Genomic DNA, 21,031 nt, shown 5'->3' with positions numbered 1-21,031 from the left:
TGACCCCTACCGGGACGACTTCGGGTCGAGCGCGTCTCGCAACGCGTCGCCGAAGAGGTTGAAGGCGAACACCAGCGCGAAGATCGTGATGCCCGGGAAGAACACGTACGCCGGGTCGGTCTGGAGGAAGTCCAGACTGCGGTAGATCATTCGGCCGAAGCTCGGCGTCTCGTCGCTCAGGCCGACGCCGATGAACGACAGGGCGGCCTCGCTGGTGATGAACTGCGGCACCGCCAGGGAGAACGACACCAGGATCGGCGCCCAGATGTTCGGCAGCAGCTGCCGGAAGATGATGTGCCCCAATCCGGCCCCGCTGGCCCTGGCCGCCTCCACGAACTCCCGCTCGCGCAGCGCGATCACCTGCCCGCGGACCAGCCGGGCCGTGCTGGTCCAGCCGAAGATGGCGAAGACGCCGATCAGCACGCCCACCCCGAAGGCCGCCGACACCTGCCCCCGCTCGCCGTAGAAGCGCAGCGTGACAGTGGGGGTGAGCGCCAACGCGATGATCAGGAAGGGCATGGCGAGCGTCAGGTCGGTGATCCAGTTGACCACCGCGTCGAGCCAGCCGCCGAGGTAGCCGGCGAGCGCGCCGAGCACGACACCGATCGTCGCGGTGATCAACGCGGCGGCGAACGCGATGAACAGCGACGTCCGCAGCCCGTAGATCAACCGGATGAAGATGTCCCGCCCGAGCCCCGGCTCCACACCGAACCAGTGGTCCCCGGTGACCCCACCGGCGTAACCCAGCGGCATCCCGAAACCGTCGAGCAGGTTCTGGAACTGCTCCCGCGGGCCGGTCCCGTAGACCATCTCGATCAGCGGCGCGGACAACCCCAACACCATGAATAAGACCAGGAGTACGCCGCTGACCACGGCCGTACGGTCGCGGCGCAGCCGCAGCCAGGCGAGCTGCCCGGGCGAGCGGCCGACGACGCCCTTGACCGCGGGCTCGCCCACGCCGCCGTCGGACTCGATCTCGGCAAGCGCCACACCCTCCACCGGGGACAGGCTCACGACGGCACCTCCTCGACGACCTGGGTGGTCGATCCCGCGACCCCCGGGCTCGTGCTTGCTGCCTCCCCTTCGGGGAAGTGACACGCGGTGGCCTGGTTGCCGCCGTCACGCGGGACCAGCGCCGGCTCCTCGGTGGCGCAGACGTCCTGCGCCTTCCAGCAGCGGGTGCGGAACCGGCACCCCGACGGCGGGTCCAGCGGGGTGGGCACGTCACCGGTCAGCCGGATACGGCCCGCCGGGCCGAGCTGGGTGACGTCCGGGATCGCCGAGAGCAACGCCCTGGTGTACGGGTGCTGCGGGCGCTCGTAGATGTCCGCCCGGTCGCCGATCTCCACGATCCGGCCCAGGTACATGACGGCGACCCGCTGGCAGAAGTGCCGGACCACGGCCAGGTCGTGGGCGATGAACACGAACGCCAGGCCGAGGTCCCGTTGCAGGTCCCGCAGCAGGTTGACGACCTGCGCCTGGATCGAGACGTCAAGCGCGGACACCGGCTCGTCGGCGACTATCAGTTTGGGCCGCAGGGCCAACGCCCGGGCGATGCCGATGCGCTGCCGCTGCCCGCCGGAGAACTCGTGCGGGTACCTGTTGTAGTGCTCCGGGTTCAACCCGACCAGCTCCAGCAGCTCCTGCACCCGCGCCTTGATCCCACCCGGCGGCTTGATCCCGTTGACCTGCAACGGCATCGCCACGATCCGACCCACCGTGTGCCTGGGGTTCAACGAGGCGTACGGGTCCTGGAAGATGATCTGGAGTTCCTGACGCAGCGGGCGCAGCTCCCGGCGGCCGGCGTGGGTGATGTCCCGCCCGCCGAACTCGATGCTGCCGGCCGTCGGCTCCAACAGCCGCACCAGCATCCGACCGGTGGTGGTCTTGCCGCAGCCCGACTCCCCCACCAGGCCCAGCGTCTCGCCCGGTCGCACGTCGAAGTCGAGCCCGTCGACCGCCCGCACCAGACCGGTGCCGCGCAGCCCCTGACGTATCGGGAAGTGCTTCGTCAGCCCGCGTACCCGCAGCAGTGGTTCGTCGCTCATCGGGCCACCCCCACGGATGCGATGTCCTCGGCGTAGCGCTCGGCGCGCTCCTCGGCGCTCAGGTGACAGGCGACCAGGTGGCCGTCCGCGCCGGCGGGGCGCAGCTCGGGCACCTCGGTGCGGGACCGGTCGCCGTTGCGGTCCGCGTAGCGGCAGCGCGGGTGGAAGGCGCAGCCCGGCGGCAGGTTGATCAGGCTGGGCGGGTTGCCGGGGATGGGCACCAGGTCCGCGTCCGCGTCGCCGTGCAGCGACGGCACGCTGGAGAGCAACCCCCAGGTGTACGGATGCTGCGGCGAGCGGAGCACCTGCTCGACGCTTCCCCGCTCGACGGCACGTCCGCCGTACATCACCAGGACGTCGTCGGCGACCTGGCCGACCACGCCGAGGTCGTGGGTGATCAGGATGATCGCGGAGTGGAACTCGGCCTGGAGGTCGGCGAGCAGGTCCAGGATCTGCGCCTGCACGGTGACGTCGAGCGCGGTGGTCGGCTCGTCGGCGATCAGCAGCGCCGGGTCGTTGACGAGCGACATCGCGATCATCGCCCGCTGGCGCATGCCGCCGGAGAACTCGTGCGGGTACTGGTCGAAGCGGCGGGCCGGCTGCGGGATGCCCACCCGGTCCAGCATGTCCACCGCCCGCTGACGGGCCTCACGCCGGTCGGCCTTCGGGTGGTGCACCCGGTACGCCTCGGCGATCTGCCGGCCGACGGTGTAGTAGGGGTGCAGCGCGGAGAGCGGATCCTGGAAGATCATCGCCATGTCCCGGCCGCGCAGCCGGCGTACCTCCTCGTCGCCGAGGCCGACCACCTGCCGGCCACCGACGGAGATCTCTCCGGTGACGGTGGTCCGTTTGGGGTCGTGCAGGCCGAGGATGGCGAGCGAGGTGACGCTCTTGCCAGAACCGGACTCGCCGACGATGCCGAGGGTGCGACCCCTGTCGACGGCGAAGGACACCCCGTCGACCGCGCGCACCACGCCGTCCTCGGTGTCGAACCGGACCCGCAGGTCACTCACCCGCAGGTAGGCGTCCTCGTCGGAGCGCTGCGCCGGCACGGCGGGACGGTCGTCCGGTTCCCCGGACGGCGACGGTTCCGAGCTGTCCACGGCCACCTCCCTCAGTGACGAAGGGAACTTACAGGAAAGTCCCGAGGGTGAAAATAAGCTACAAAGTCGGCACGTGTCAGCGGGCCCGAGCGTAACGAGTCGGCATCGGCCCTGAACACCCCTCACCTCGCCATCCACGCCCATTCATCTCCTGATCGCACGTCGGGTGCGACCATGGGAGGAGTAACCCGGCAGAGGATGCCCCTGGCACGAGGTGGAGGTGACGATGACCGCGGCGGTGTTCAACCACGAAGGCCCGTGGACCGAAGAGGAGTACCTCGCCCTCGGCGAGACGCAGCAACGCGTCGAACTCTTCGACGGGAGCCTCCACGTGACCCCAGCCCCCACCCCCCGACACCAGAACATCTCCGGCGAACTGCGCGCGGCCCTACGGGCGCCGGCTCGCGAGGCCGGTCTGCACGTGCTGGAAGCGGTGAACGTCCGCCTCCGGCCCGGCCGAATCCCGATCCCCGACCTCGTGATCACCGGCCCGATCGACTTCGACGAACTCAACGTCGAGGCAGGGGACGTGCGGCTGGTCTGCGAGATCATCTCGCCGAGCAACGCGTCCACCGACAAAGTGCTCAAGATGCACTACTACGCCTCAGCCGGAATTGAGTGGTACCTGCTGGTGGAGCAGGCAAATGGCACGCTGCACCTCTACCGACGGCAGGGCAGCCACTACACCGAGCAGTCCGTGACCAGGCCAGGCGACCTGCTCGTGCTCACCGAGCCGGTGAAGGCCACCATCCGGCCGGAGGATCTGCTCCCCTGACGGGTGCCGGTCGACTGGCCTAGGGTCGGTCGCATGACCGAGTTCGACGCGGCCAGCGCCGCCGTCCAGGCCGCCCTCGACGCGGGGGCGCGGTACGCCGACGCGCGGGTGATGCACCGCCGCTACGAGTCGATGACGGCGCGCAACGGCGACGTGGAGGAGCTGACCCAGGACGAGAGCATCGGCCTCGGAGTCCGGGCGCTTGTCGGGGCGAGCTGGGGCTTCCACGCCGTACCCGATCTGTCGGACGCCGCCGCCCGCGACGCCGGCCGGCGCGCGACACGGACGGCCATGGCGAGCGCACGCGTGCCCGGCCCGGCGGTCGACCTGGTGCCGGTCGAGGCGGTGACGGCGAGCTGGGCCTCCGGCTGCCAGATCGACCCGCTCGGGGTTCCGCTGTCCGACAAGGGCGATCTGCTGGTCGGCGCGACCCGCACGATGACCGAGCACGGCGCGGACCTGGCCGAGGGCCTGTACCAGATCTGGGACACCGCCAAATGGTTCGTCTCCAGCGAGGGGCACCGGATCGACCAGCGGATCCGCGAGTGCGGTGGCGGCATCTCGGCCACCTCCATCGGCGACGGCGAGACGCAGCGGCGCTCCTGGCCCAGCTACCGGGGGCAGTACGGCACCACGGGATGGGAGCTTGTCGAGTCGCTCGACCTGGCCGCGCACGCCGCGCAGATCGCCGAGGAGTCCCGGGCGCTGCTGACCGCGCCGCCCTGCCCGGCCGGCGAGACCGACCTGATCCTCGGCGGCGAGCAGTTGGCCCTTCAGATCCACGAGTCGGTCGGGCACGCCATCGAGTTGGACCGGATCCTCGGGTGGGAGGCCGCGTTCGCCGGCACGTCCTGGCTGGACCTGGCCCAGCTCGGCTCGCTGCGCTACGGCTCCGACCTGATGAACATCACCATCGACCCGACCATCCCGGGCGCGCTGGGCAGCTTCGGCTTCGACGACGAGGGCTCCCCCGCGGTCAAGCGGGACGCGGTCCGCGACGGTCGCTGGGTGGGTGTGCTCGCCGGCCGCGACTCGGCGGCCATGGCAAGCCTCGACTACGGCGGCAGCGTACGGGCCGACGGGTGGGCCCGGCTGCCGATGGTGCGGATGACGAACGTCGGCCTGGAGCCCGGCCCGCACACCCTGGAGGAGATCATCGCGGCGACCGACGACGGGGTTCTGATGGACCTGAACCGGTCCTGGTCGATCGACGACAAGCGGCTCAACTTCCAGTTCGGCTGCGAGGTCGGCTGGGAGATCAAGAAGGGCCGGCGGGGGCGGATGCTGCGCAATCCCACCTACACCGGGATCGGGCCGCTGTTCTGGCGCTCGATGGACATGCTCTCCGGCGAGACGGTGCCCTGGGGCACCCCGAACTGCGGCAAGGGCCAGCCCGGCCAGATCGGGCACACCGGCCATCCGGCGGCGCCGGCCCGCTTCCGCAACGTCCGGGTAGGGGTTTCGGCGTGAGCGCGAGGAGTGAGCCGCTCTTGCGAGCCCCGCAGTCGCGAACAGAAGGAGTTTCAGCGTGAGCGCGAGGAGTGAGCCGCTCTTGCGAGCCCCGCAGTCGCGAACAGAAGGAGTTTCAGCGTGAGCGGGTCGGGCGAGCTGGAGTTGGCCGGGCAGGTCGTCGAGCTGGTCCGGCGGCTCGGTGGGCCGGGCGCGCAGGCCGAGGCGGTGGTGACCCGGGCCGATCTGGCGCTTACCCGGTTCGCCAACTCGGCCATCCACCAGAACGTCTCCGAGTCGACAGTCGGTGTCCGGCTGCGGCTGTACCTGGACGGACGGACCGCCGCCGGCAGCGGCAGCGTGGTGACCTCCGACGGCCTGGGCGCGCTTGTCGAGCGCACCCTGGCCGCCGCGCGACTCGGCCCGCTCGACCCGGCCTGGCCGGGTCTGGCGCCGCCCACGCCCGCGCCTGTGGCGCCGCCCGTCGACGAGGCGACCGCGTACGCCGAGCCGGATCAGCGGGCCGACCGGGTGGGCGCGTTCGTGGCCGCCGCAGGGGGTCTGAGCACCGCCGGTTACTGCCGTACCGCGCACCGGTCGTCGGCGTTCGCCAACTCGGCCGGGCACTCGGCGTACGGTCGCTGCGCGGACGCCGCGATGGACGGCATCGCCCGCCGCGACGGTGCGGACGGGGTGGCCCGGCGTTACGCCGACCGGCTGTCCGACCTCGACGGCGCCGAGCTGGGCGCGCACGCCGCCGCGAAGGCGCAGGCGGCGGCCGACCCGGTCGAACTGCCGCCGGGGCGGTACGAGGTGGTGTTCGAGCCGGCCGCCGTGGCGGACCTGTTGCAGAACCTGTCCTGGTACGGCTTCAACGGCAAGCGGTACGTCGAGCGGCAGTCCTTCGCCGAGCCGGGCGTGGCCCAGTTCGACAGGTCGGTGACCCTGGTGGACGACCCGTTGGGCGCGTCGGGGCTGCCGTTCGACGCCGAGGGCACCGGTCGGCGGGCACTGACCCTGGTCGAGGCGGGCACCACCCGCGCGGTGGCGCACGACCGGCGGACGGCCGTCGAGGCGGGTGCGGAGTCCACCGGGCACGCCGTCGCCGGTGGCGCCACCTGGGGCCCGATGGCCCACAACCTGCGCCTGTCCGGCGCGGTGGCTGGTCCGGTAAGCGCGGCGGGCCGGAGCACCACAGGCGCGGCGGCCGGCGCGGTCGGCGACGCGGACACCGCCGCGCTGGTCGCCGGGGTACGTCGGGGGCTGCTGGTGAGCGATCTCTGGTACACGAGGGTGCTCGACCCGAAGAGTCTGGTGATCACGGGGTTGACCCGCAACGGGGTCTGGCTGATCGAGGACGGCGCTGTCGTACGAGCGGTCCGTGACCTGCGGTTCACCGAGTCGTACCCCAGGGCACTCGGGCCGGGCGCGGTGCTCGGGCTGGGCGCGCGGCCGGTGCTCCAACCGGACCGGGTGGACGGTTCCTGGTGGGCCGCGCCCCCGGTGCGGCTGGCGTCCTGGCACTTCACCGGGGGTGCCTCAGGGTGAGCCGGCCGGGCGGACAGTGACGTTCTTAACAGCGGGCCATCGATCGGCGTGCCAGGGCTTTTCCGCAGGCCGGACACACGGGACACTCCCTTGCGCGGACGGCTCGGGAAGATCGGCGTAACGTGTGTCACTTAGCTGCGTCGGTCGATCCGGCGTGGTCGTTGGTGTGCGCATGACGTGGCAGCGGGTGCGGGTTCGCCGGTCCGCGTGCCGACCGGAGAAAGTTCAGCCCGCCCGTACGGGCCCGTCGAGGAGACGACTCGAATGACTTCAACGGCAACGAGGCCGCGGGGAGCGCGGGCGCGCGCCGCCATCGCGGCGAAGACGTTGCGTACCGACCGCTGGTGGTTCGCCCCGCTGATCACGGTGATCGGGCTCAGCGCCTGGGTCGCGTACGCGACGGTCCGGGTCTTCATGCACAAGTGGTACTGGGTGGACCAGTTCCACTACCTGACCCCGTTCTACTCCCCGTGCGTGACCGACAGGTGCGTCGAGGAGGCCTCGCACTTCGGCCGGTTCCTGCCCGGCTGGTGGATCATCCCGGACGCCGCGCTGACCCTGCCGTTCCTGCTGCTGTTCCGGCTCACCTGCTACTACTACCGCAAGGCGTACTACCGGTCGTTCTGGCTGTCGCCGCCGGCCTGCGCCGTCCCGGACGGGCACAAGGAGTACAGCGGTGAGACGCGCTTCCCGCTGCTCGGGCAGAACCTGCACCGCTACTTCTTCTACGCCGCCGCGATCATCTCGCTGATCAACACCTGGGACGCGATTCTCGCCTTCCACTCGCCGAAGGGCTTCGGCTTCGGGCTGGGCAACGTCATCCTCGTGCTCAACGTGGTGATGCTCTGGGCGTACACGATCTCCTGCCACTCCTGCCGGCACATCATCGGCGGTCGGCTCAAGCACTTCTCCAAGCACCCGGTGCGGTACAAGGCCTGGACGTTCGTCTCGGCGTTGAACGTCCGGCACATGCAGCTCGCCTGGATCACCCTCGGCACCCTGGCGCTCGCCGACTTCTACATCATGGCGCTCGCGGCCGGCTGGTTCTCCGACCTGCGGTTCATCAACTAAAGGGCCCCTGACATGACCACTACCACTCGCATCGAACGACACCACTACGACGTCGTCGTCATCGGGGCCGGCGGCGCCGGTCTGCGCGCGGCGATCGAGGCCCGGCTCGCCGGCAAGAAGACCGCGATCATCTCCAAGTCGCTGTTCGGCAAGGCGCACACGGTGATGGCCGAGGGCGGCGCCGCGGCCGCGATGGGCAACGTGAACAGCCGGGACAACTGGCAGGTGCACTTCCGCGACACCATGCGCGGCGGCAAGTTCCTGAACAACTTCCGGATGGCCGAGCTGCACGCGAAGGAGTCGCCGCAGCGGATCTGGGAGTTGGAGACGTACGGTGCGCTCTTCGACCGCACCAAGGACGGCAAGATCTCCCAGCGCAACTTCGGTGGCCACGAGTACCCGCGCCTGGCGCACGTGGGCGACCGGACGGGCCTGGAGCTGATCCGCACCCTCCAGCAGAAGATCGTCTCGCTCCAGCAGGAGGACCACCGGGAGTTCGGCTCGTACGACGCCCGGATCAAGGTGTTCTCCGAGACGACGATCACCGAGCTGCTGCTCGACGGTGACCGGGTCGCCGGCGCGTTCGGCTACTACCGGGAGTCGGGCGAGTTCATCCTCTTCGAGGCGCCGGCGGTCGTGTTGGCCACCGGTGGCGTCGGACGCTCCTACAAGGTCACCTCGAACTCGTGGGAGTACACCGGGGACGGGCACGCATTGGCGCTGCGCGCCGGGGCGACGCTGATCAACATGGAGTTCCTCCAGTTCCACCCGACCGGCATGGTCTGGCCGCCGTCGGTGAAGGGCATCCTGGTCACCGAGTCGGTGCGCGGTGACGGTGGCGTCCTGAAGAACTCCGAGGGCAAGCGGTTCATGTTCGACTACGTCCCCGACGTCTTCCGCAAGCAGTACGCGGAGACCGAGGAGGAGGCGGACCGCTGGTACACCGACCCGGACAACAACAGGCGTCCACCGGAGCTGCTGCCCCGCGACGAGGTGGCCCGCGCGATCAACAGCGAGGTCAAGGCCGGTCGGGGCTCCCCCGCCGGTGGTGTCTTCCTGGACATCGCGAGCCGGCGTTCGGCCGACGAGATCCGCCGCCGGCTGCCGTCGATGTACCACCAGTTCAAGGAGCTGGCCGACGTCGACATCACGGCCGAGCCGATGGAGGTCGGGCCGACCTGCCACTACGTGATGGGCGGCGTCGAGGTGGACCCGGACTCGGGTGCCGCGTTCGGCCACGTACGCGGGCTGTTCGCCGCCGGTGAGGTCTCCGGCGGTATGCACGGCTCCAACCGGCTGGGCGGCAACTCCCTGTCCGACCTGCTGGTCTTCGGCAAGCGGGCGGGTGGGCACGCGGCGAGCTACGCCGACGGGCTGGCCGCCCGGCCGAAGGTGGCCGTGGACGCGGTCGAGGCCGCCGTGGAGACCGCTCTGGCACCGCTGCAGCGCGACACCGGCGAGAGCCCGTACACCCTCCAGCAGGACCTCCAGGCGGTCATGGGCGACCTGGTCGGCATCATCCGGCGCGAGGGCGAGCTGGCCGACGCGCTGGTGCGGCTCGCCGAGCTGCGCGAGCGGGTCGCCAAGGTGAGCGCGGTCGGCGGCCGGCGCTACAACCCGGGCTGGCACCTCGCCCTGGACCTGCGCAACATGCTTGTGGTCTCGGAGTGCACCGCGAAGGCGGCGCTGGAGCGGCAGGAGTCGCGCGGCGGGCACACCCGGGAGGACTACCCGGCGATGGAGCCGAAGTGGCGGCAGGTGAACCTGGTCTGCTCGCTGGACGGCGACACCGTACGACTGACCCGCAAGCCGCTGCCGAAGATGCGACCGGAGCTGATCGGCCTCTTCGACCGGGCCGAGCTGGCCAAGTACCTCACCGACGAGGAGCTCGCCGACTTCGACGCTCTCGTCGCCGACGCTGGAGAGGCGGACAACCGATGAGCGCGAAGCGTCAGTTCCGGATCTGGCGGGGCGACGAGAGCGGCGGCGACCTGCAGGACTACATGGTCGAGGTGAACGAGGGCGAGGTCGTCCTCGACGTCATCCACCGCCTGCAGGCCACCGACGCGCCCGACCTGGCCTGCCGGTGGAACTGCAAGGCCGGCAAGTGCGGCTCCTGCTCCATGGAGATCAACGGCAAGCCGCGGCTGGGTTGCATGACCCGGATGTCGACCTTCGGCGAGGACGAGACCGTCACGGTCACCCCGCTGCGCACCTTCCCGGTCATCCGGGACCTGGTCACCGACGTCTCGTTCAACTACGAGAAGGCACGGGAGACGCCCGCGTTCGCCCCGCCGGCGGACGTCGCCCCCGGTGACTACCGGATGCAGCAGGTCGACGTGGAACGCTCGCAGGAGTTCCGCAAGTGCATCGAGTGCTTCCTGTGCCAGACCGTGTGCCACGTGATCCGCGACCACGACGAGAACAAGCAGGCGTTCTCCGGGCCGCGGTACTTCATCCGGGCGGCCGAGCTGGACATGCACCCGCTGGACACCCGGACCGACCGCAAGGAGTACGCCCAGGCCGAACAGGGCCTCGGATTCTGCAACATCACCAAGTGCTGCACCGAGGTCTGCCCGGAGCACATCAAGATCACCGACAACGGGATCATCCCCATGAAGGAACGGGTCGTCGACCGCAGGTACGATCCCCTTGTGTGGCTTGGTAGCAAGATCTTCCGGCGGGGCGAGACGCCCCAGACCAGCGTGACCACCGCCCGTCAGGGCTCGGCGACGTCGTCGGGCGCGACCCGGGGCGGGGTCCACTCGCACGCGGGTGGCTCCCACGACCCCCGGGCCGAGGCGCAGGCACAGAGCGGCGTCAACTGGGATCGGGAGGTGCCCCACCCGACGGCTCCGGCGGTCGACGACCGGGGCAGGCTGCCGCTGACCGAGCTCACCTTCGACCGGGCCGCCGCGCCGTCGCCGTTCGGCGACGACGTGACCTTCCCGCTGCCTCCGGAGCACCTGAACTTCGCCCACCCGGAGCAGGACGACAAGCACTGATCACCCGAACGACAACGGGGGCCGCGGCACCAGCCGCGGCCCCCGTCCCGTTCCGGGAGGTCAGGGCTTTTTCAGGTGGGGGCGGAGGGCCGCGACGATGGGGGCGTCGGCGGGGAGCCAGGTGACCGAGCCCAACTCGTCGGCGGTGAGCCAGCGCAGGGCCTCGTGCTCCAGGGCCTGCGGTTCGTCACCACCGACCAGGCGGGCCGCGTACACCTTGAGCACCGAGCGTCCGTGGGCCATCCGCACGTTGCGGCCGACCCGGTCGCCGACCTCGACGCGTACGGCAAGCTCCTCGGCGCACTCCCGGATCAGCGCCTCGGTCTCGCCCTCCCCCGGCTCGACCTTTCCGCCGGGGAACTCCCACATGCCCGCCACCTCGGGTGGGGCGGAACGCGCACAGGCGAGCACCCGCCCGTCCCGGATGATCGCCGCTCCCACGATCACCTTCAGGTCCCGTCGTTCGGTCTGCCCGCCGCCATTCGCCCGTTCGGTCCGCACGGGCGTCCAGGGTGCCAGATCAATCGGCGGTTTGGGTACCGTAACCGGCCGCTAGGCCAGGAGAACCCGGAAGTGTGGGCGTGGACACCCCTTCCGAGCGACGACAGACTAGAGGGCACCGACAAGGCACGGGATGGCGACGATTTGGCCACAAGCCGGCAACGACGCTTGGGGGGTGCGGTGATGCGCGTGCTGTTCAACAGCCGGTCCAAGCACGACTACCTTTCCGACGCGTTGACCTTGCTATCTGGTTGGACGCGGGAAGGCGGGCAGATCCGCCGGACTCTGGTGATCGACGATACCCAACACGCGGCGCTCACCGAACGCGTGAAGGTGGTCGCCGACGCGCTGCACCTGCGCCCCGAGATCAGCCGGCGGTCCGACAGCACCCAGATCCGCGTCGGGCACGGCAACGGGGAGCCGCTGACCGAGGGCGAGGTCCTGCTGGCCGCCCGCATCGAGGACGCGTACCGGGCGGTCACCGAGTCCTGAGTTTCCTGAGTGATTGCTGAGATGTGCGGGTTTCGCGAAAGGCGCTCGGGGTACCAATCCGGTGCGGGAGCAGACAACCGCCCCCATACCGGAGACACCCCTCTGACATAGCGCTTTTCAGGAGCTGACATGACCACGCCCACGCAGAATCGCGCCAACGACCACGTCGAGCACGCCGGCCAGCACGACGTCCACCGCGTCCACCGCCACGGCGACGAGACCAAGCCGTCCTGGAAGACCACCGAGCTGGCCGTCTACGTGCTGGCCGTGATCGGCGTGCTGATCGCCTCGAACGCCGTCGGCGACGGCGCCGCGAACAACGGCGCCGACTACTTCGCCGCCGACAAGGCCTGGTGGTACATCACCCTGCTGACCATCGGTTACCTGGTGAGCCGCGGTCTGGCCAAGTCGGGCAGCCGCAGCACCAGCCACGACCCCCGCAACGACCACTGACGTACCGCCGCTCCCCCGAAGCCCCGCGCTTCCCGCTGTCCGGCGGGTGGCGCGGGGCTTTCCCATCACCGCCGGCGTACGCGAGTTCGTCCGCGCCGCGGCCGACGCGAACCCCGATGAGGTACGGCGACCGGCTGGCGCCGGTTTCCTAACCTGGTTCGCATGGCGAACATCGCGTACGACCGCAAGGAGCAGGTCCAGCAGATCCAGAGCGGCCTGCTCGAAGGTGAGCAGATCATCGCCGTCTACGACGCCGTCGGCACCGGCACCGGCTTCATCGGGCTTACCGACCGGCGCGTCATCATCCAGGACCGCTCGTTCGTCGGGAAGCGCTTCGCGATCACCAGCATCCCGTACTCGAAGATCACCAGCGTGAGCGTGGTCAGCAACAAGTCGTGGGGAGGCTCGTTCTTCTCCACCGGCGCCATCGCCATCCACGTCGGCACGCACACCTACGAGGTGGAGTTCCGTGGTGCGCAGAAGAGCCACCACGTGCACAACGTGATCCTGCACCACATCTCCTGACGTACGGCAGCTGTGGGCCCGGCCGGCGTAATTGCCTTGCCGGGCCCCGGCCGTCTCTGGTGTCCTCGCTCGACAGCCGCGCGAAGGGAGAAGCCATCATGGCCAATACGACGAGGTCCCCCGAGCCCCCCGTCATCCGACCTGAGGAATCGAGACTTCGTGAGCACATCTGCTCTCCTGACCACGGCGCCGCGACGCGCCACTGACACCAACCTCGGAGGCCGCTGATGTCCGTCTTCGACGATCCCGGCCTGTTCGGCCGGCTGTGGGCGGCCGACTACGACAGCGGCAACCCCGATCCGGCCTCCGCTGTGGACTTCCTGGCCGACCTGGCCGACGGCGGTCCGGTCCTCGAACTGGCGATCGGCACCGGCCGTGTCGCGTTGCCCCTTGCCGAACGCGGGCTCACCGTGCACGGCGTGGAGGCGTCCGAGGAGATGATCGCGCAGATGCGGGCGAAACCGGGTGGTGACCAGATCCCGGTGGTCGTCGGCGACATGGCGGACGTACCTGTGGAGGGTGAGTTCCGGCTCGCCTACCTGGTGTTCAACACGCTGTTCAACCTGGTGGACGCCGAGCGGCAGGCGGACTGTTTCCGCAACGTCGCGCGGGTGCTGTCACCGGGCGGAGCGTTCGTCATCGAGACGTTCGTGCCGGACCCGCGTAGCTTCGACTCGGACGAGCGGGTGCAGGTGCGGGCCGTCACGGAGGACTCCGCGACGATCCGACTGCATCAGTACGACAGGCCTGCGCAGCGGTTCATCAGGCAGACCATCACGTTCGACAGCGCGGGTGTCCACCTGAAGCCGTTCGCCATGCGGTACGCCTGGCCGCACCAGATCGACGAGATGGCGGAGCGGGCCGGGCTCCGGCTCACCGAGCGGTACGCCGACTGGCACCGACGGCCGTTCACCGCCGACAGCCCGTCGCACATCTCCGTCTACCGCGCCCACTAGCGGTTTGATCGACTCGGGTTCCGGACAGTCGGGGTGCCATCGCCACGACGACACCCCGACCCGAGGACCCGAGTCGATCTCCCGCCGACCGAAGGTGAGATGCCGCCATGAACAGACGAGCCATCCAGGTAGTCCTGGCCGTGTCGGTCGTTCTGATGGTGACCGGCATCATCCTCAAGGTGACCGGGGACGGCGGCGCCGACACCGCCGGCGGGGTGGCGGTGTCGCTCGCCTCGGTGGGTTCGATCGTGGCCGCCGTCGGCTCGTCCTTCCGGGCCTCCCGTGACGGCGGCAGCCGTGACCGGAAGTCCGGCTGACGCTGGGTCACGTTCCGCCCGAAGCGGAATCTGCTGAGAGCAGCCTCGGCTGGTCCGCGACGGCCGTGTCAGGTCGACTGGTGGCATGTCGTCGAATCCGGTCCGCTTCCCGCGCACCTCGCCGTACTGGCCGGTGGTGAGTCACCCGCTGCTGCGGCGGGTCCTGCCCGGGTTGGCGGTGTCCGCGCTCGGTGACGGCATGGCCGTGGTCGCGGTGATCTGGCTCGCCATCGACCTCGCCCCGCACGGTCAGCGTTTCACCTGGATCGCGCTGGCCATGGCGGCGTACACCCTGCCCAGCGCGGCCGGGACGGTCATCTTCGCCAGGCTGCTACGCGGCCGCGGCGGTGCCCAACTCGCCGGGTGGGACGCGATCCTGCGGGCCTGTGCCCTCGCGGCGATTCCCCTCGCCCACCTCGCCGACGTGCTCAGCATCGAGCTGTACGTCGTCCTGCTGGCCGTGTCCGCGCTGCTGCACTCGTGGGGGTCCGCCGGACGTTTCACCCTGATCGCCGAACTGCTGCCGCAGCGCCACCACCTGCCGGCCAACGCGGTGCTCGGCACCATCGGAGGGTTCGCCACAATCGTCGGTCCGCCACTGGCGGGCATCCTGATCGGCTGGGTCGGGGCGGTGTGGGTCATCGCCATCGACGCCGCCACCTTCGCCGCGCTGGCACTGACGTACCGCCTCGCCCTGCCTCCCGCCGGCAGCGTCGACGGGTACGAGCGCGGCGCCTCGCGTACCGCCGGTTTCGCCGTCATCCGCCGCAACCCCGCGCTGCTGGGTCTCCTGGTGCTGAGTCTGTGGTTCTTCTTCCTCTTCGGGCCGGTGTACGTGGCCATGCCGATCCACATCACCGACGACCTGCACGCCTCCGCGACACTGCTCGGCGCCTACTACACCGCGTTCGGCATCGGCGGTCTCACCGGAGGCCTCGTCGCCGGGTACCTTCGCCGCTGGCCGCTGCGCGCCACCACCATCGGCATCGTCGTCGCGTTCGGCGTCGCGATGCTGCCCCTCGGCCTGGGCGCACCGATCGGGGTGTCGTTGCCGGCGTTCGCGCTGGCGGGCCTCATCTGGGCGCCGTACATGTCGACGTCGATGGCGCTGTTCCAGCGCAGCGCGTCCGTCGCGCAACTCCCGGCGGTGCTTGCCGCGAACGGCGCCGTCCTCGTGCTGGCGGTGCCGCTGGGGACGATGCTCGGCGGCCCGCTCGTGGGTGCCCTCGGCGCACGCCCGACGCTGCTGCTCTGCGCGGCGGCGATCGTGGCGCTCGGCCTGGTCGCCGGGGGAATCGCGCTCTCCCGGCGGAGCACGCGACCCTCCGGCGACCCGGCCCCCACAGAGGTCGGTGTCACTCGCTGATGCGGCGCCTCCCGGTGTTTGTCGGACCCGGCGCGCAGAATGCCTGCCATGTCTGAGCCAGCTCCGCACCGGCACCACGCCATCGACTACGTCGAGCTTCCGGTGACCGACGTCGCCGAGGCCAAGCGCTTCTACGCCGACGCGTTCGGCTGGGAGTTCACCGACTACGGGCCCGGCTATGCAGGCATCCGCAGCCCGCACGGCGACGCCGCGCCCGAGGTGGGCGGCCTCCGTCTGGACCAGGACGTCCGGAGGGGCGGCCCGCTCGTGCTGCTCTACTCCGACGATCTGGACCGGTCGGCGCAGGCCGTGAAGGACGCCGGCGGCCAGGTGACGAACGGGCCGTACGAGTTCCCGGGCGGGCGGCGATTCCACTTCACCGACCCCAGCGGCAACGAGCTGGGCGCCTGGGCCGAGCAGTAGCACGCTGCCAGCCCGGGCCGGTCCCACCGGTCGACGCGTTGGTCGACGAACGCGTGACGAGCGGCAGCGGACGACGCGGCTACGATTCTGACGTGGTAGCGACCAGCGGTGTCACGGATGCGGAGCGGTTACGCCGCATCGAGGCGGTAACCGACGCGACGCTGTCCCGGCTCGATGTCGCCGACCTCTTCGACGAGTTGCTCGACCGGGTCCGCGAACTGCTGCACGTCGACACCGCCGCCATCCTGCTTCTGGACGTGCACGCCCGACAACTCGTGGCCACCGCCGCCAAGGGGTTGGAAGACGAGGTCCGGCAGGCCTTCCGGGTCTCGATCGGCCAGGGCTTCGCCGGCCGGATCGCCCTCACCCGCCAGCCGGTGATCATCGAGTACGTCACCGCCGACAAGGTGGTCAACCCGCTCCTACTGGAGACCGGGATCCGGTCCCTGCTCGGCGTACCGGTCTTCACGCGCGGTGAACTCATCGGCGTCCTGCACGTCGGGACCCTCACCCCGCGCCGGTTCGCCGCGGACGACGTCCGGCTGCTCGAACTGGTCGCCGACCGGATCGGCGTGGCAAGCCAGGCCCGGGCTCACAGCCTGAACCAGAACGCCGCCCTGGCCCTGCAACGAAGTCTGCTCCCCACCGAGTTGCCCAGGGCGCCGAATCTGGAGATGGCCGCCCGGTACGTTCCCGGTCACGTCTCCGGCGTCGGCGGCGACTGGTACGACGTCTTCACCCTCCCATCCGGATGGCTGGGAGTGGTCGTCGGTGACGTGTCGGGGCACGGGTTGCAGTCGGCTGTGGTGATGGGACGGATCCGAAGTGCCCTGCGCGCGTACGCCCTGGTCTCGGACGACCCGGCGGAGGCGCTGACCCTCCTCGACCGGAAGGTCAACCATTTCGAGACCGGCAGCCTCAGCACCGCGATGTACGCGATGATCTCCCCGGACGGCGCGACCATCCGCATGTCCCTGGCCGGGCACCTGAGCCCCGTGCTGGTTGCGCCATCGCAGCCCGCCCGTCTGCTCGCCGTGCCTGTCGACCCACCGCTGGGCATCGGCTACCGGACGCCGCAGCGGCGCAGCACAACCGTGGACTTTCCGCCCGGCGCGGTCCTCGTCGGCTACACCGACGGGCTCGTCGAACGCCGCGGCGAACTGATCGACACCGGCTTCGCCCGTCTGACGTCCGCGGTTCCCCTCGCCTCTCCCGACACCGTCTGCGCCACGGTCATGACGGCCCTGGAGATCGAGAACCCCAACGATGACGTCGCCCTGCTTGTGATCCGTCGAACAGCCCCTGGCCCGACCGACCAGGTCAGCTGACCGTCACAACCGCCGGGCACGCAGCACGGCGGTCAGCATCGGCAGGGTGAACTCGCCGTCCGCGGTTTCGGACCTGCTGCCGACGAAATCGCGGATCCGGCCCAGTACGGCTTCCCGGTCCGGATCTCCCATGACCAGCAGGCCTGCCCGCGTCGCGAGTGTCGCGACGAGGGAGTCGGCGGTGCGGAGCTGCCCGTGCGGGAACTCGACGTGCGTCGGAGAGCCGAACCGGGCGGCCAGGCCGGCGCTCGGTACCAGCATGTCCGCCGTCGCGGCGCGCCAACTGCTCACCGTGTCACGGGGGCCGATGGCCGCGCTTCCGCTGACCCGTTCGAGGTCGGCGATCCAGTCGATCCGGTCGTCCAGGACGTTCCACAGCCCGGCCAGGACGCCTCCGGGCGCGAGGACCCTGGCGATCTCCGGCCCCGCGACGGCCATGTCGAACCAGTGCATCGCGTTGCCGGCCAGCACGGCGTCGACTGACGCGTCAGGCAACGGGATCGCCTCAGCGCTGCCCGGCAGGGCACGGACGGTAGGCAGCGCGTGGCGCAACTCGGCGAGCATCGCCGGATCGGGTTCGACAGCGACAACCTCCGCACCCAGCGCGACAAGCGTTGCGGACAGTTTGCCGGTGCCGGCCCCGAGGTCGAGCACCCGAGGACCGGGCGCGGGCTCGAGCGCCCACCGCACCGCGTCCTGCGCGTAGTCCGGGCGGTGCTCGGCGTACGCGGTCGCCGCCGCACCGAATGACGAGCTGAGCTGCAACCGTTCGTCCACGCGCCCACCCTACGTCGAGGACCACTGTGGTCGGTGCCCGACGCGAACGGTCCATCCACCAGCGTTCCGGGGATGACGGCCCAGGCGGCCGTCCGCTGGAGAGCGTCAGGATCAGGGACAGCCTCGCCGACTTCTGCGCGACGCACCACTCCCGCCTGCCCCACCAGTACTGGCGGAACCCCATCCCCCGTGCTCGTGAGTACCTGCGCCAGCACACCCCGCCCTGGGTGTAGTTCAGCCCTCCAACGCCCGGGCGGTCAGCGACAGCGGCCGGCGCGTGGCAGGCTCCCCGGGCATGATCGATGATTTCGCGAAGGAGTACCTGCACAGCGATCTGCGAGAGATGCGCGAGGCGCTGCTCTGGAAACTCGACGGACTGTCCGAGTACGACATCCGCCGTCCCCTGACCTCGACCGGAACCAACCTTCTCGGCCTGGTCAAACACCTGTCGATATGGGAGGCAACCTACTTCGGCGAGGTCTTCGACCGACCCTTCCCCGAACCGCTTCCCCGGTGGGACGACGACGCCCTGCGGCAGGGCCTGGACATGTGGGCGACCGAGCAGGAGACGCGCGAGGACATTATCGACCGCTACCGTCGCGTGCGGCAGCACTCGGACGCCACGATCACGGCCCTCGCCATCGACGCACCCGGCCGCGCGCCCTGGTGGCCGCAACCGGACGTGAAGCTGTTCGCCATCCTGGTCCACATGCTCATCGAGACCAGCCGGCACGTCGGGCACGCCGACATCCTGCGCGAACAGCTCGACGGATCGACCGGGACGATAGCCAGGAGAGCACCCGCCGAACGCGACGCGGCCTTCTGGGAGGCCCGACGCGCAACCATCGAGCGAGCCGCCAGAGCCGCCGACCCCAGCACTGCCTGACAGCGCAGACGGCCGGATTCAGACGTTGAAGCGGAACTCCACCACGTCGCCGTCCTGCATGACGTACTCCTTGCCCTCGATGCGGACCTTGCCCGCCGCCTTGGCCGCCGCCATCGAACCGGCCGCGACCAGGTCGTCGTAGGAGACCACCTCGGCCTTGATGAAGCCGCGCTGGAAGTCGCTGTGGATGACACCCGCGGCCTCCGGCGCGGTCGCGCCGACCGGGACGGTCCAGGCGCGTGCTTCCTTGGGGCCGGCCGTGAGGTACGTCTGGAGGCCGAGCGTGCGGAAGCCGACGCGGACGAGCTGGTTGAGGCCGGGCTCGTTCTGCCCGATCGACTCCAGCAGCTCGCGGGCCTCGTCCTCGGGCAGGTCCACCAGCTCAGACTCGATCTTGGCGTCCATGAAGACGGCCTCGGCCGGGGCGACCAGGGCGCGCAGCTCGTCGAGGAACGTCTCGTTGGCCAGTTCGGCCTCGTCGACGTTGAAGACGTACAGGAACGGCTTGGTGGTGAGCAGGTGCAGCTCGCGCAGGTGCTCCAGCTCGATTTTCGCGGCGGCGGCCCCGGAGTACAGGGTGGTGCCGCCGTCGAGCACCTCGATGGCGGCCTTCGCGGCGGCGACCGCGGCGAGGCGGTCCTTGCGGAGCTTCGCCTCCTTCTCCAGCCGGGGCAGCGCCTTGTCCAGCGTCTGCAGGTCGGCGAGGATCAGCTCGGTGTTGATCGTCTCGATGTCGTCGGCCGGGGAGACCTTGCCGTCGACGTGCACCACGTTCGGGTCGGAGAAGGCGCGGACGACCTGGCAGATCGCCGAGGCGTCGCGGATGTTGGCCAGGAAGGCGTTGCCCCGGCCCTGCCCCTTCGACGCGCCACGCACCAGACCGGCGATGTCGACGAACGACACAGGGGCGGGCAGCACCTTCTGCGACGAGAAGATCTCGGCCAGCTTGCCCAGCCGCTCGTCGGGCAGCCCGACCACGCCGACGTTTGGCTCGATGGTGGCGAACGGGTAGTTCGCCGCCAGCACGTCGTTCTTGGTCAACGCGTTGAAAAGCGTGCTCTTGCCGACGTTGGGCAGGCCGACGATGCCGATGGTGAGACTCACGACGGGCCAGCTTACGCCGGTCCCGGCCGGGCCGGTCCAGGCGGCTCCGATTCCACCGGGCCGGACGCCGGCCCTGGTCACGACTCGACGGATCCCGACGCTGGAATCCCGTTGCTACCCTCTCGGAGTCGCGTGCGACGTGAGGGGGCGTTGTGGACCAGGTGACCGAATTCGACAGGCTGTTCCAGCAGACCCGACAGGCACTGGCGTCGATGCGTTCCACCGGGCAGGTCCCCGACGGCCTGGACGTCGAGCCGGCACGGGGCACCGGCTCCGCGGCGGGCGGTCAGGTCGAGGTCGTTGCGGTCGGCCAACGCGTCGAGTCGGTGACGGTTGACCCGCGCGCCCTGCGGATGGGCGCCGAGATGCTCGGCGAGCAGATCACCCTGGCGGTGAACGCCGCGCTTGACGACCTGCGCCTTGCCGCCGGTGAGGCTGCGGACGCGCCGGCGGTGGACCCGGTGGCGCTGGGCCAGCAGCTCGACGAGTTGCAGAACGAGTCGGTGCGCAGCATGGCGGCGATGACCGACGCGCTCACCGACGCGGTGCGGCGCATCCAGCAGGCAGCGAGGTGATGGCATGCGCGAGGACCTACAGGTGCACCCGCCCGCGCTGCGGCAGGGCGGCGGCCACCTGACGACGGTGGCCGAGCAGCTCGCCGCGCAGTGGGAGGCGCTGCGCGCACGGACGGCGTCGATGGGCGACATCTTCGGCGACGACGACGTGGGCGGCCTGATCGGCATGTCGTACCAGGTGGCCGAGGAGATCGCGGCCGAGTGCCTCGGGTCGGTCGTCGAAGGGCTGCGCGGCTTCGGTGACGGGCTGAGCCTGATGGCCGACCAGTACGACCTGGTGGAGCAGGACAACGACGCCCAGTTCACGACGATGAGCTGGTAGGCGGATC

Annotated in this window: 23 protein-coding genes; 17 read left to right on the top strand and 6 right to left on the bottom strand. The window is 70.2% G+C overall.

All coding sequences use genetic code 11. The features are described 5' to 3' along the window. Nucleotides 1-6 precede the first annotated feature (6 nt). Genes ACZ6N8_RS20105 through ACZ6N8_RS20095 form a run of 3 tightly spaced genes read right to left on the bottom strand, consistent with a single transcriptional unit; the run spans nt 7 to nt 3,100 of the window. Nucleotides 7-1,014 (bottom strand): ABC transporter permease, encoded by a 1,008-nt coding sequence (locus tag ACZ6N8_RS20105; protein ID WP_466011840.1) that lies wholly within the window; start codon nt 1,012-1,014, stop codon nt 7-9. Then, nucleotides 1,011-2,048: an ABC transporter ATP-binding protein gene (locus ACZ6N8_RS20100; protein WP_466011839.1), complete on the bottom strand. Its 1,038-nt coding sequence runs from the start codon at nt 2,046-2,048 to the stop codon at nt 1,011-1,013. The genes ACZ6N8_RS20105 and ACZ6N8_RS20100 overlap by 4 nt, the downstream gene beginning before the upstream one ends. Then, nucleotides 2,045-3,100: an ABC transporter ATP-binding protein gene (locus ACZ6N8_RS20095; protein ID WP_466012168.1), complete on the bottom strand. Its 1,056-nt coding sequence runs from the start codon at nt 3,098-3,100 to the stop codon at nt 2,045-2,047. Before ACZ6N8_RS20095 ends, ACZ6N8_RS20100 begins: the two co-directional genes overlap by 4 nt. Before the next feature lie 277 nt (nt 3,101-3,377). On the opposite strand from ACZ6N8_RS20095, the gene ACZ6N8_RS20090 reads away from it, so the two are divergent. The 6 genes from ACZ6N8_RS20090 to ACZ6N8_RS20065 all read left to right on the top strand — a co-directional run bounded on the left by ACZ6N8_RS20090 (nt 3,378) and on the right by ACZ6N8_RS20065 (nt 10,999). Then, nucleotides 3,378-3,926, top strand: coding sequence for a Uma2 family endonuclease (locus ACZ6N8_RS20090; RefSeq protein ID WP_466011837.1), 549 nt, complete (start codon nt 3,378-3,380; stop codon nt 3,924-3,926). Nucleotides 3,927-3,959: 33 nt separating this feature from the next. Next, nucleotides 3,960-5,396: a TldD/PmbA family protein gene (locus ACZ6N8_RS20085; RefSeq protein WP_466011835.1), complete on the top strand. Its 1,437-nt coding sequence runs from the start codon at nt 3,960-3,962 to the stop codon at nt 5,394-5,396. A 120-nt stretch (nt 5,397-5,516) separates the two neighbouring features. Then, entirely contained in the window at nt 5,517-6,923 is a 1,407-nt protein-coding gene (locus ACZ6N8_RS20080) for a TldD/PmbA family protein (RefSeq protein ID WP_466011834.1), read from the top strand. A gap of 264 nt (nt 6,924-7,187) precedes the next feature. Further along, nucleotides 7,188-7,994, top strand: a complete 807-nt coding sequence (locus tag ACZ6N8_RS20075) for a hypothetical protein (protein WP_364375197.1) — start codon at nt 7,188-7,190, stop codon at nt 7,992-7,994. Between the two features lie 12 nt (nt 7,995-8,006). Next, nucleotides 8,007-9,935, top strand: coding sequence for a fumarate reductase/succinate dehydrogenase flavoprotein subunit (locus ACZ6N8_RS20070; protein WP_357988123.1), 1,929 nt, complete (start codon nt 8,007-8,009; stop codon nt 9,933-9,935). After that, nucleotides 9,932-10,999, top strand: coding sequence for a succinate dehydrogenase/fumarate reductase iron-sulfur subunit (locus ACZ6N8_RS20065; RefSeq protein WP_357988126.1), 1,068 nt, complete (start codon nt 9,932-9,934; stop codon nt 10,997-10,999). Before ACZ6N8_RS20070 ends, ACZ6N8_RS20065 begins: the two co-directional genes overlap by 4 nt. Before the next feature lie 60 nt (nt 11,000-11,059). On the opposite strand, the gene ACZ6N8_RS20060 is transcribed toward ACZ6N8_RS20065, so the two are convergent. Beyond that, nucleotides 11,060-11,500: a (deoxy)nucleoside triphosphate pyrophosphohydrolase gene (locus ACZ6N8_RS20060; RefSeq protein WP_466011831.1), complete on the bottom strand. Its 441-nt coding sequence runs from the start codon at nt 11,498-11,500 to the stop codon at nt 11,060-11,062. Between the two features lie 183 nt (nt 11,501-11,683). On the opposite strand from ACZ6N8_RS20060, the gene ACZ6N8_RS20055 reads away from it, so the two are divergent. The 8 genes from ACZ6N8_RS20055 (at nt 11,684) to ACZ6N8_RS20020 (ending at nt 17,360) form a co-directional block, all read left to right on the top strand. Further along, nucleotides 11,684-11,992 (top strand): 4a-hydroxytetrahydrobiopterin dehydratase, encoded by a 309-nt coding sequence (locus tag ACZ6N8_RS20055; RefSeq protein ID WP_466011830.1) that lies wholly within the window; start codon nt 11,684-11,686, stop codon nt 11,990-11,992. A 129-nt stretch (nt 11,993-12,121) separates the two neighbouring features. Beyond that, nucleotides 12,122-12,445 carry a hypothetical protein gene (locus ACZ6N8_RS20050; protein WP_364375210.1) on the top strand — a complete coding sequence of 108 codons (324 nt, stop codon included), beginning with the start codon at nt 12,122-12,124 and terminating at the stop codon, nt 12,443-12,445. Between the two features lie 162 nt (nt 12,446-12,607). Next, nucleotides 12,608-12,970 (top strand): PH domain-containing protein, encoded by a 363-nt coding sequence (locus tag ACZ6N8_RS20045; RefSeq protein ID WP_466011828.1) that lies wholly within the window; start codon nt 12,608-12,610, stop codon nt 12,968-12,970. 227 nt (nt 12,971-13,197) lie between these two features. Next, a complete protein-coding gene (locus ACZ6N8_RS20040; protein ID WP_466011826.1) occupies nt 13,198-13,926 on the top strand; it encodes a class I SAM-dependent methyltransferase in 729 nt (242 codons plus the stop codon). Between the two features lie 107 nt (nt 13,927-14,033). Next, a complete protein-coding gene (locus ACZ6N8_RS20035) occupies nt 14,034-14,243 on the top strand; it encodes a hypothetical protein (protein ID WP_466011824.1) in 210 nt (69 codons plus the stop codon). A gap of 85 nt (nt 14,244-14,328) precedes the next feature. After that, nucleotides 14,329-15,609: an MFS transporter gene (locus ACZ6N8_RS20030; RefSeq protein ID WP_466011823.1), complete on the top strand. Its 1,281-nt coding sequence runs from the start codon at nt 14,329-14,331 to the stop codon at nt 15,607-15,609. Between the two features lie 48 nt (nt 15,610-15,657). After that, entirely contained in the window at nt 15,658-16,032 is a 375-nt protein-coding gene (locus tag ACZ6N8_RS20025; protein ID WP_466011821.1) for a VOC family protein, read from the top strand. A gap of 92 nt (nt 16,033-16,124) precedes the next feature. Further along, nucleotides 16,125-17,360 carry a PP2C family protein-serine/threonine phosphatase gene (locus ACZ6N8_RS20020; protein WP_466011820.1) on the top strand — a complete coding sequence of 412 codons (1,236 nt, stop codon included), beginning with the start codon at nt 16,125-16,127 and terminating at the stop codon, nt 17,358-17,360. Nucleotides 17,361-17,363: 3 nt separating this feature from the next. Here the strand turns inward: ACZ6N8_RS20020 and ACZ6N8_RS20015 are convergent, their stop codons facing one another. Beyond that, complete coding sequence (locus ACZ6N8_RS20015) at nt 17,364-18,137, bottom strand: class I SAM-dependent methyltransferase (protein ID WP_466011818.1); 774 nt, start codon at nt 18,135-18,137, stop codon at nt 17,364-17,366. Nucleotides 18,138-18,432: 295 nt separating this feature from the next. Between ACZ6N8_RS20015 and ACZ6N8_RS20010 the strand changes: the two genes are divergently transcribed. Continuing rightward, nucleotides 18,433-19,023: a DinB family protein gene (locus ACZ6N8_RS20010; RefSeq protein WP_466011817.1), complete on the top strand. Its 591-nt coding sequence runs from the start codon at nt 18,433-18,435 to the stop codon at nt 19,021-19,023. Nucleotides 19,024-19,041: 18 nt separating this feature from the next. Here ACZ6N8_RS20010 and ychF read toward each other — a convergent pair whose 3' ends face one another. Then, on the bottom strand, nt 19,042-20,127 hold the full coding sequence (gene ychF, locus ACZ6N8_RS20005) for a redox-regulated ATPase YchF (protein WP_364375241.1): 1,086 nt from the start codon (nt 20,125-20,127) through the stop codon (nt 19,042-19,044). A 152-nt stretch (nt 20,128-20,279) separates the two neighbouring features. Here ychF and ACZ6N8_RS20000 point away from each other — a divergent pair, with 152 nt between their 5' ends. Both ACZ6N8_RS20000 and ACZ6N8_RS19995 read left to right on the top strand, forming a co-directional pair. Continuing rightward, nucleotides 20,280-20,702: a YbaB/EbfC family nucleoid-associated protein gene (locus ACZ6N8_RS20000; RefSeq protein WP_364375244.1), complete on the top strand. Its 423-nt coding sequence runs from the start codon at nt 20,280-20,282 to the stop codon at nt 20,700-20,702. 4 nt (nt 20,703-20,706) lie between these two features. Beyond that, nucleotides 20,707-21,024: a hypothetical protein gene (locus ACZ6N8_RS19995; RefSeq protein ID WP_364375247.1), complete on the top strand. Its 318-nt coding sequence runs from the start codon at nt 20,707-20,709 to the stop codon at nt 21,022-21,024. The last annotated feature ends 7 nt before the right edge of the window (nt 21,025-21,031 follow it).

This window comes from Micromonospora sp. NPDC047521 (assembly GCF_055587305.1).
The sequence above is the reverse complement of the archived record's forward strand: the minus strand, read 5'-3'. Positions and strand labels throughout refer to the sequence as shown.

Excerpts from the sequence above, each read along its gene's own strand:
- ACZ6N8_RS20100 (WP_466011839.1), bottom strand. The coding sequence starts at position 2,048 with ATGAGCGACGAACCACTGCTGCGGGTACGCGGGCTGACGAAGCACTTC.
- ACZ6N8_RS20090 (WP_466011837.1), top strand. The coding sequence starts at position 3,378 with ATGACCGCGGCGGTGTTCAACCACGAAGGCCCGTGGACCGAAGAGGAG.
- ACZ6N8_RS20085 (WP_466011835.1), top strand. The coding sequence starts at position 3,960 with ATGACCGAGTTCGACGCGGCCAGCGCCGCCGTCCAGGCCGCCCTCGAC.
- ACZ6N8_RS20075 (WP_364375197.1), top strand. The coding sequence starts at position 7,188 with ATGACTTCAACGGCAACGAGGCCGCGGGGAGCGCGGGCGCGCGCCGCC.
- ACZ6N8_RS20070 (WP_357988123.1), top strand. The coding sequence starts at position 8,007 with ATGACCACTACCACTCGCATCGAACGACACCACTACGACGTCGTCGTC.
- ACZ6N8_RS20065 (WP_357988126.1), top strand. The coding sequence starts at position 9,932 with ATGAGCGCGAAGCGTCAGTTCCGGATCTGGCGGGGCGACGAGAGCGGC.
- ACZ6N8_RS20055 (WP_466011830.1), top strand. The coding sequence starts at position 11,684 with ATGCGCGTGCTGTTCAACAGCCGGTCCAAGCACGACTACCTTTCCGAC.
- ACZ6N8_RS20050 (WP_364375210.1), top strand. The coding sequence starts at position 12,122 with ATGACCACGCCCACGCAGAATCGCGCCAACGACCACGTCGAGCACGCC.
- ACZ6N8_RS20045 (WP_466011828.1), top strand. The coding sequence starts at position 12,608 with ATGGCGAACATCGCGTACGACCGCAAGGAGCAGGTCCAGCAGATCCAG.
- ACZ6N8_RS20040 (WP_466011826.1), top strand. The coding sequence starts at position 13,198 with ATGTCCGTCTTCGACGATCCCGGCCTGTTCGGCCGGCTGTGGGCGGCC.
- ACZ6N8_RS20035 (WP_466011824.1), top strand. The coding sequence starts at position 14,034 with ATGAACAGACGAGCCATCCAGGTAGTCCTGGCCGTGTCGGTCGTTCTG.
- ACZ6N8_RS20030 (WP_466011823.1), top strand. The coding sequence starts at position 14,329 with ATGTCGTCGAATCCGGTCCGCTTCCCGCGCACCTCGCCGTACTGGCCG.
- ACZ6N8_RS20025 (WP_466011821.1), top strand. The coding sequence starts at position 15,658 with ATGTCTGAGCCAGCTCCGCACCGGCACCACGCCATCGACTACGTCGAG.
- ACZ6N8_RS20010 (WP_466011817.1), top strand. The coding sequence starts at position 18,433 with ATGATCGATGATTTCGCGAAGGAGTACCTGCACAGCGATCTGCGAGAG.
- ACZ6N8_RS19995 (WP_364375247.1), top strand. The coding sequence starts at position 20,707 with ATGCGCGAGGACCTACAGGTGCACCCGCCCGCGCTGCGGCAGGGCGGC.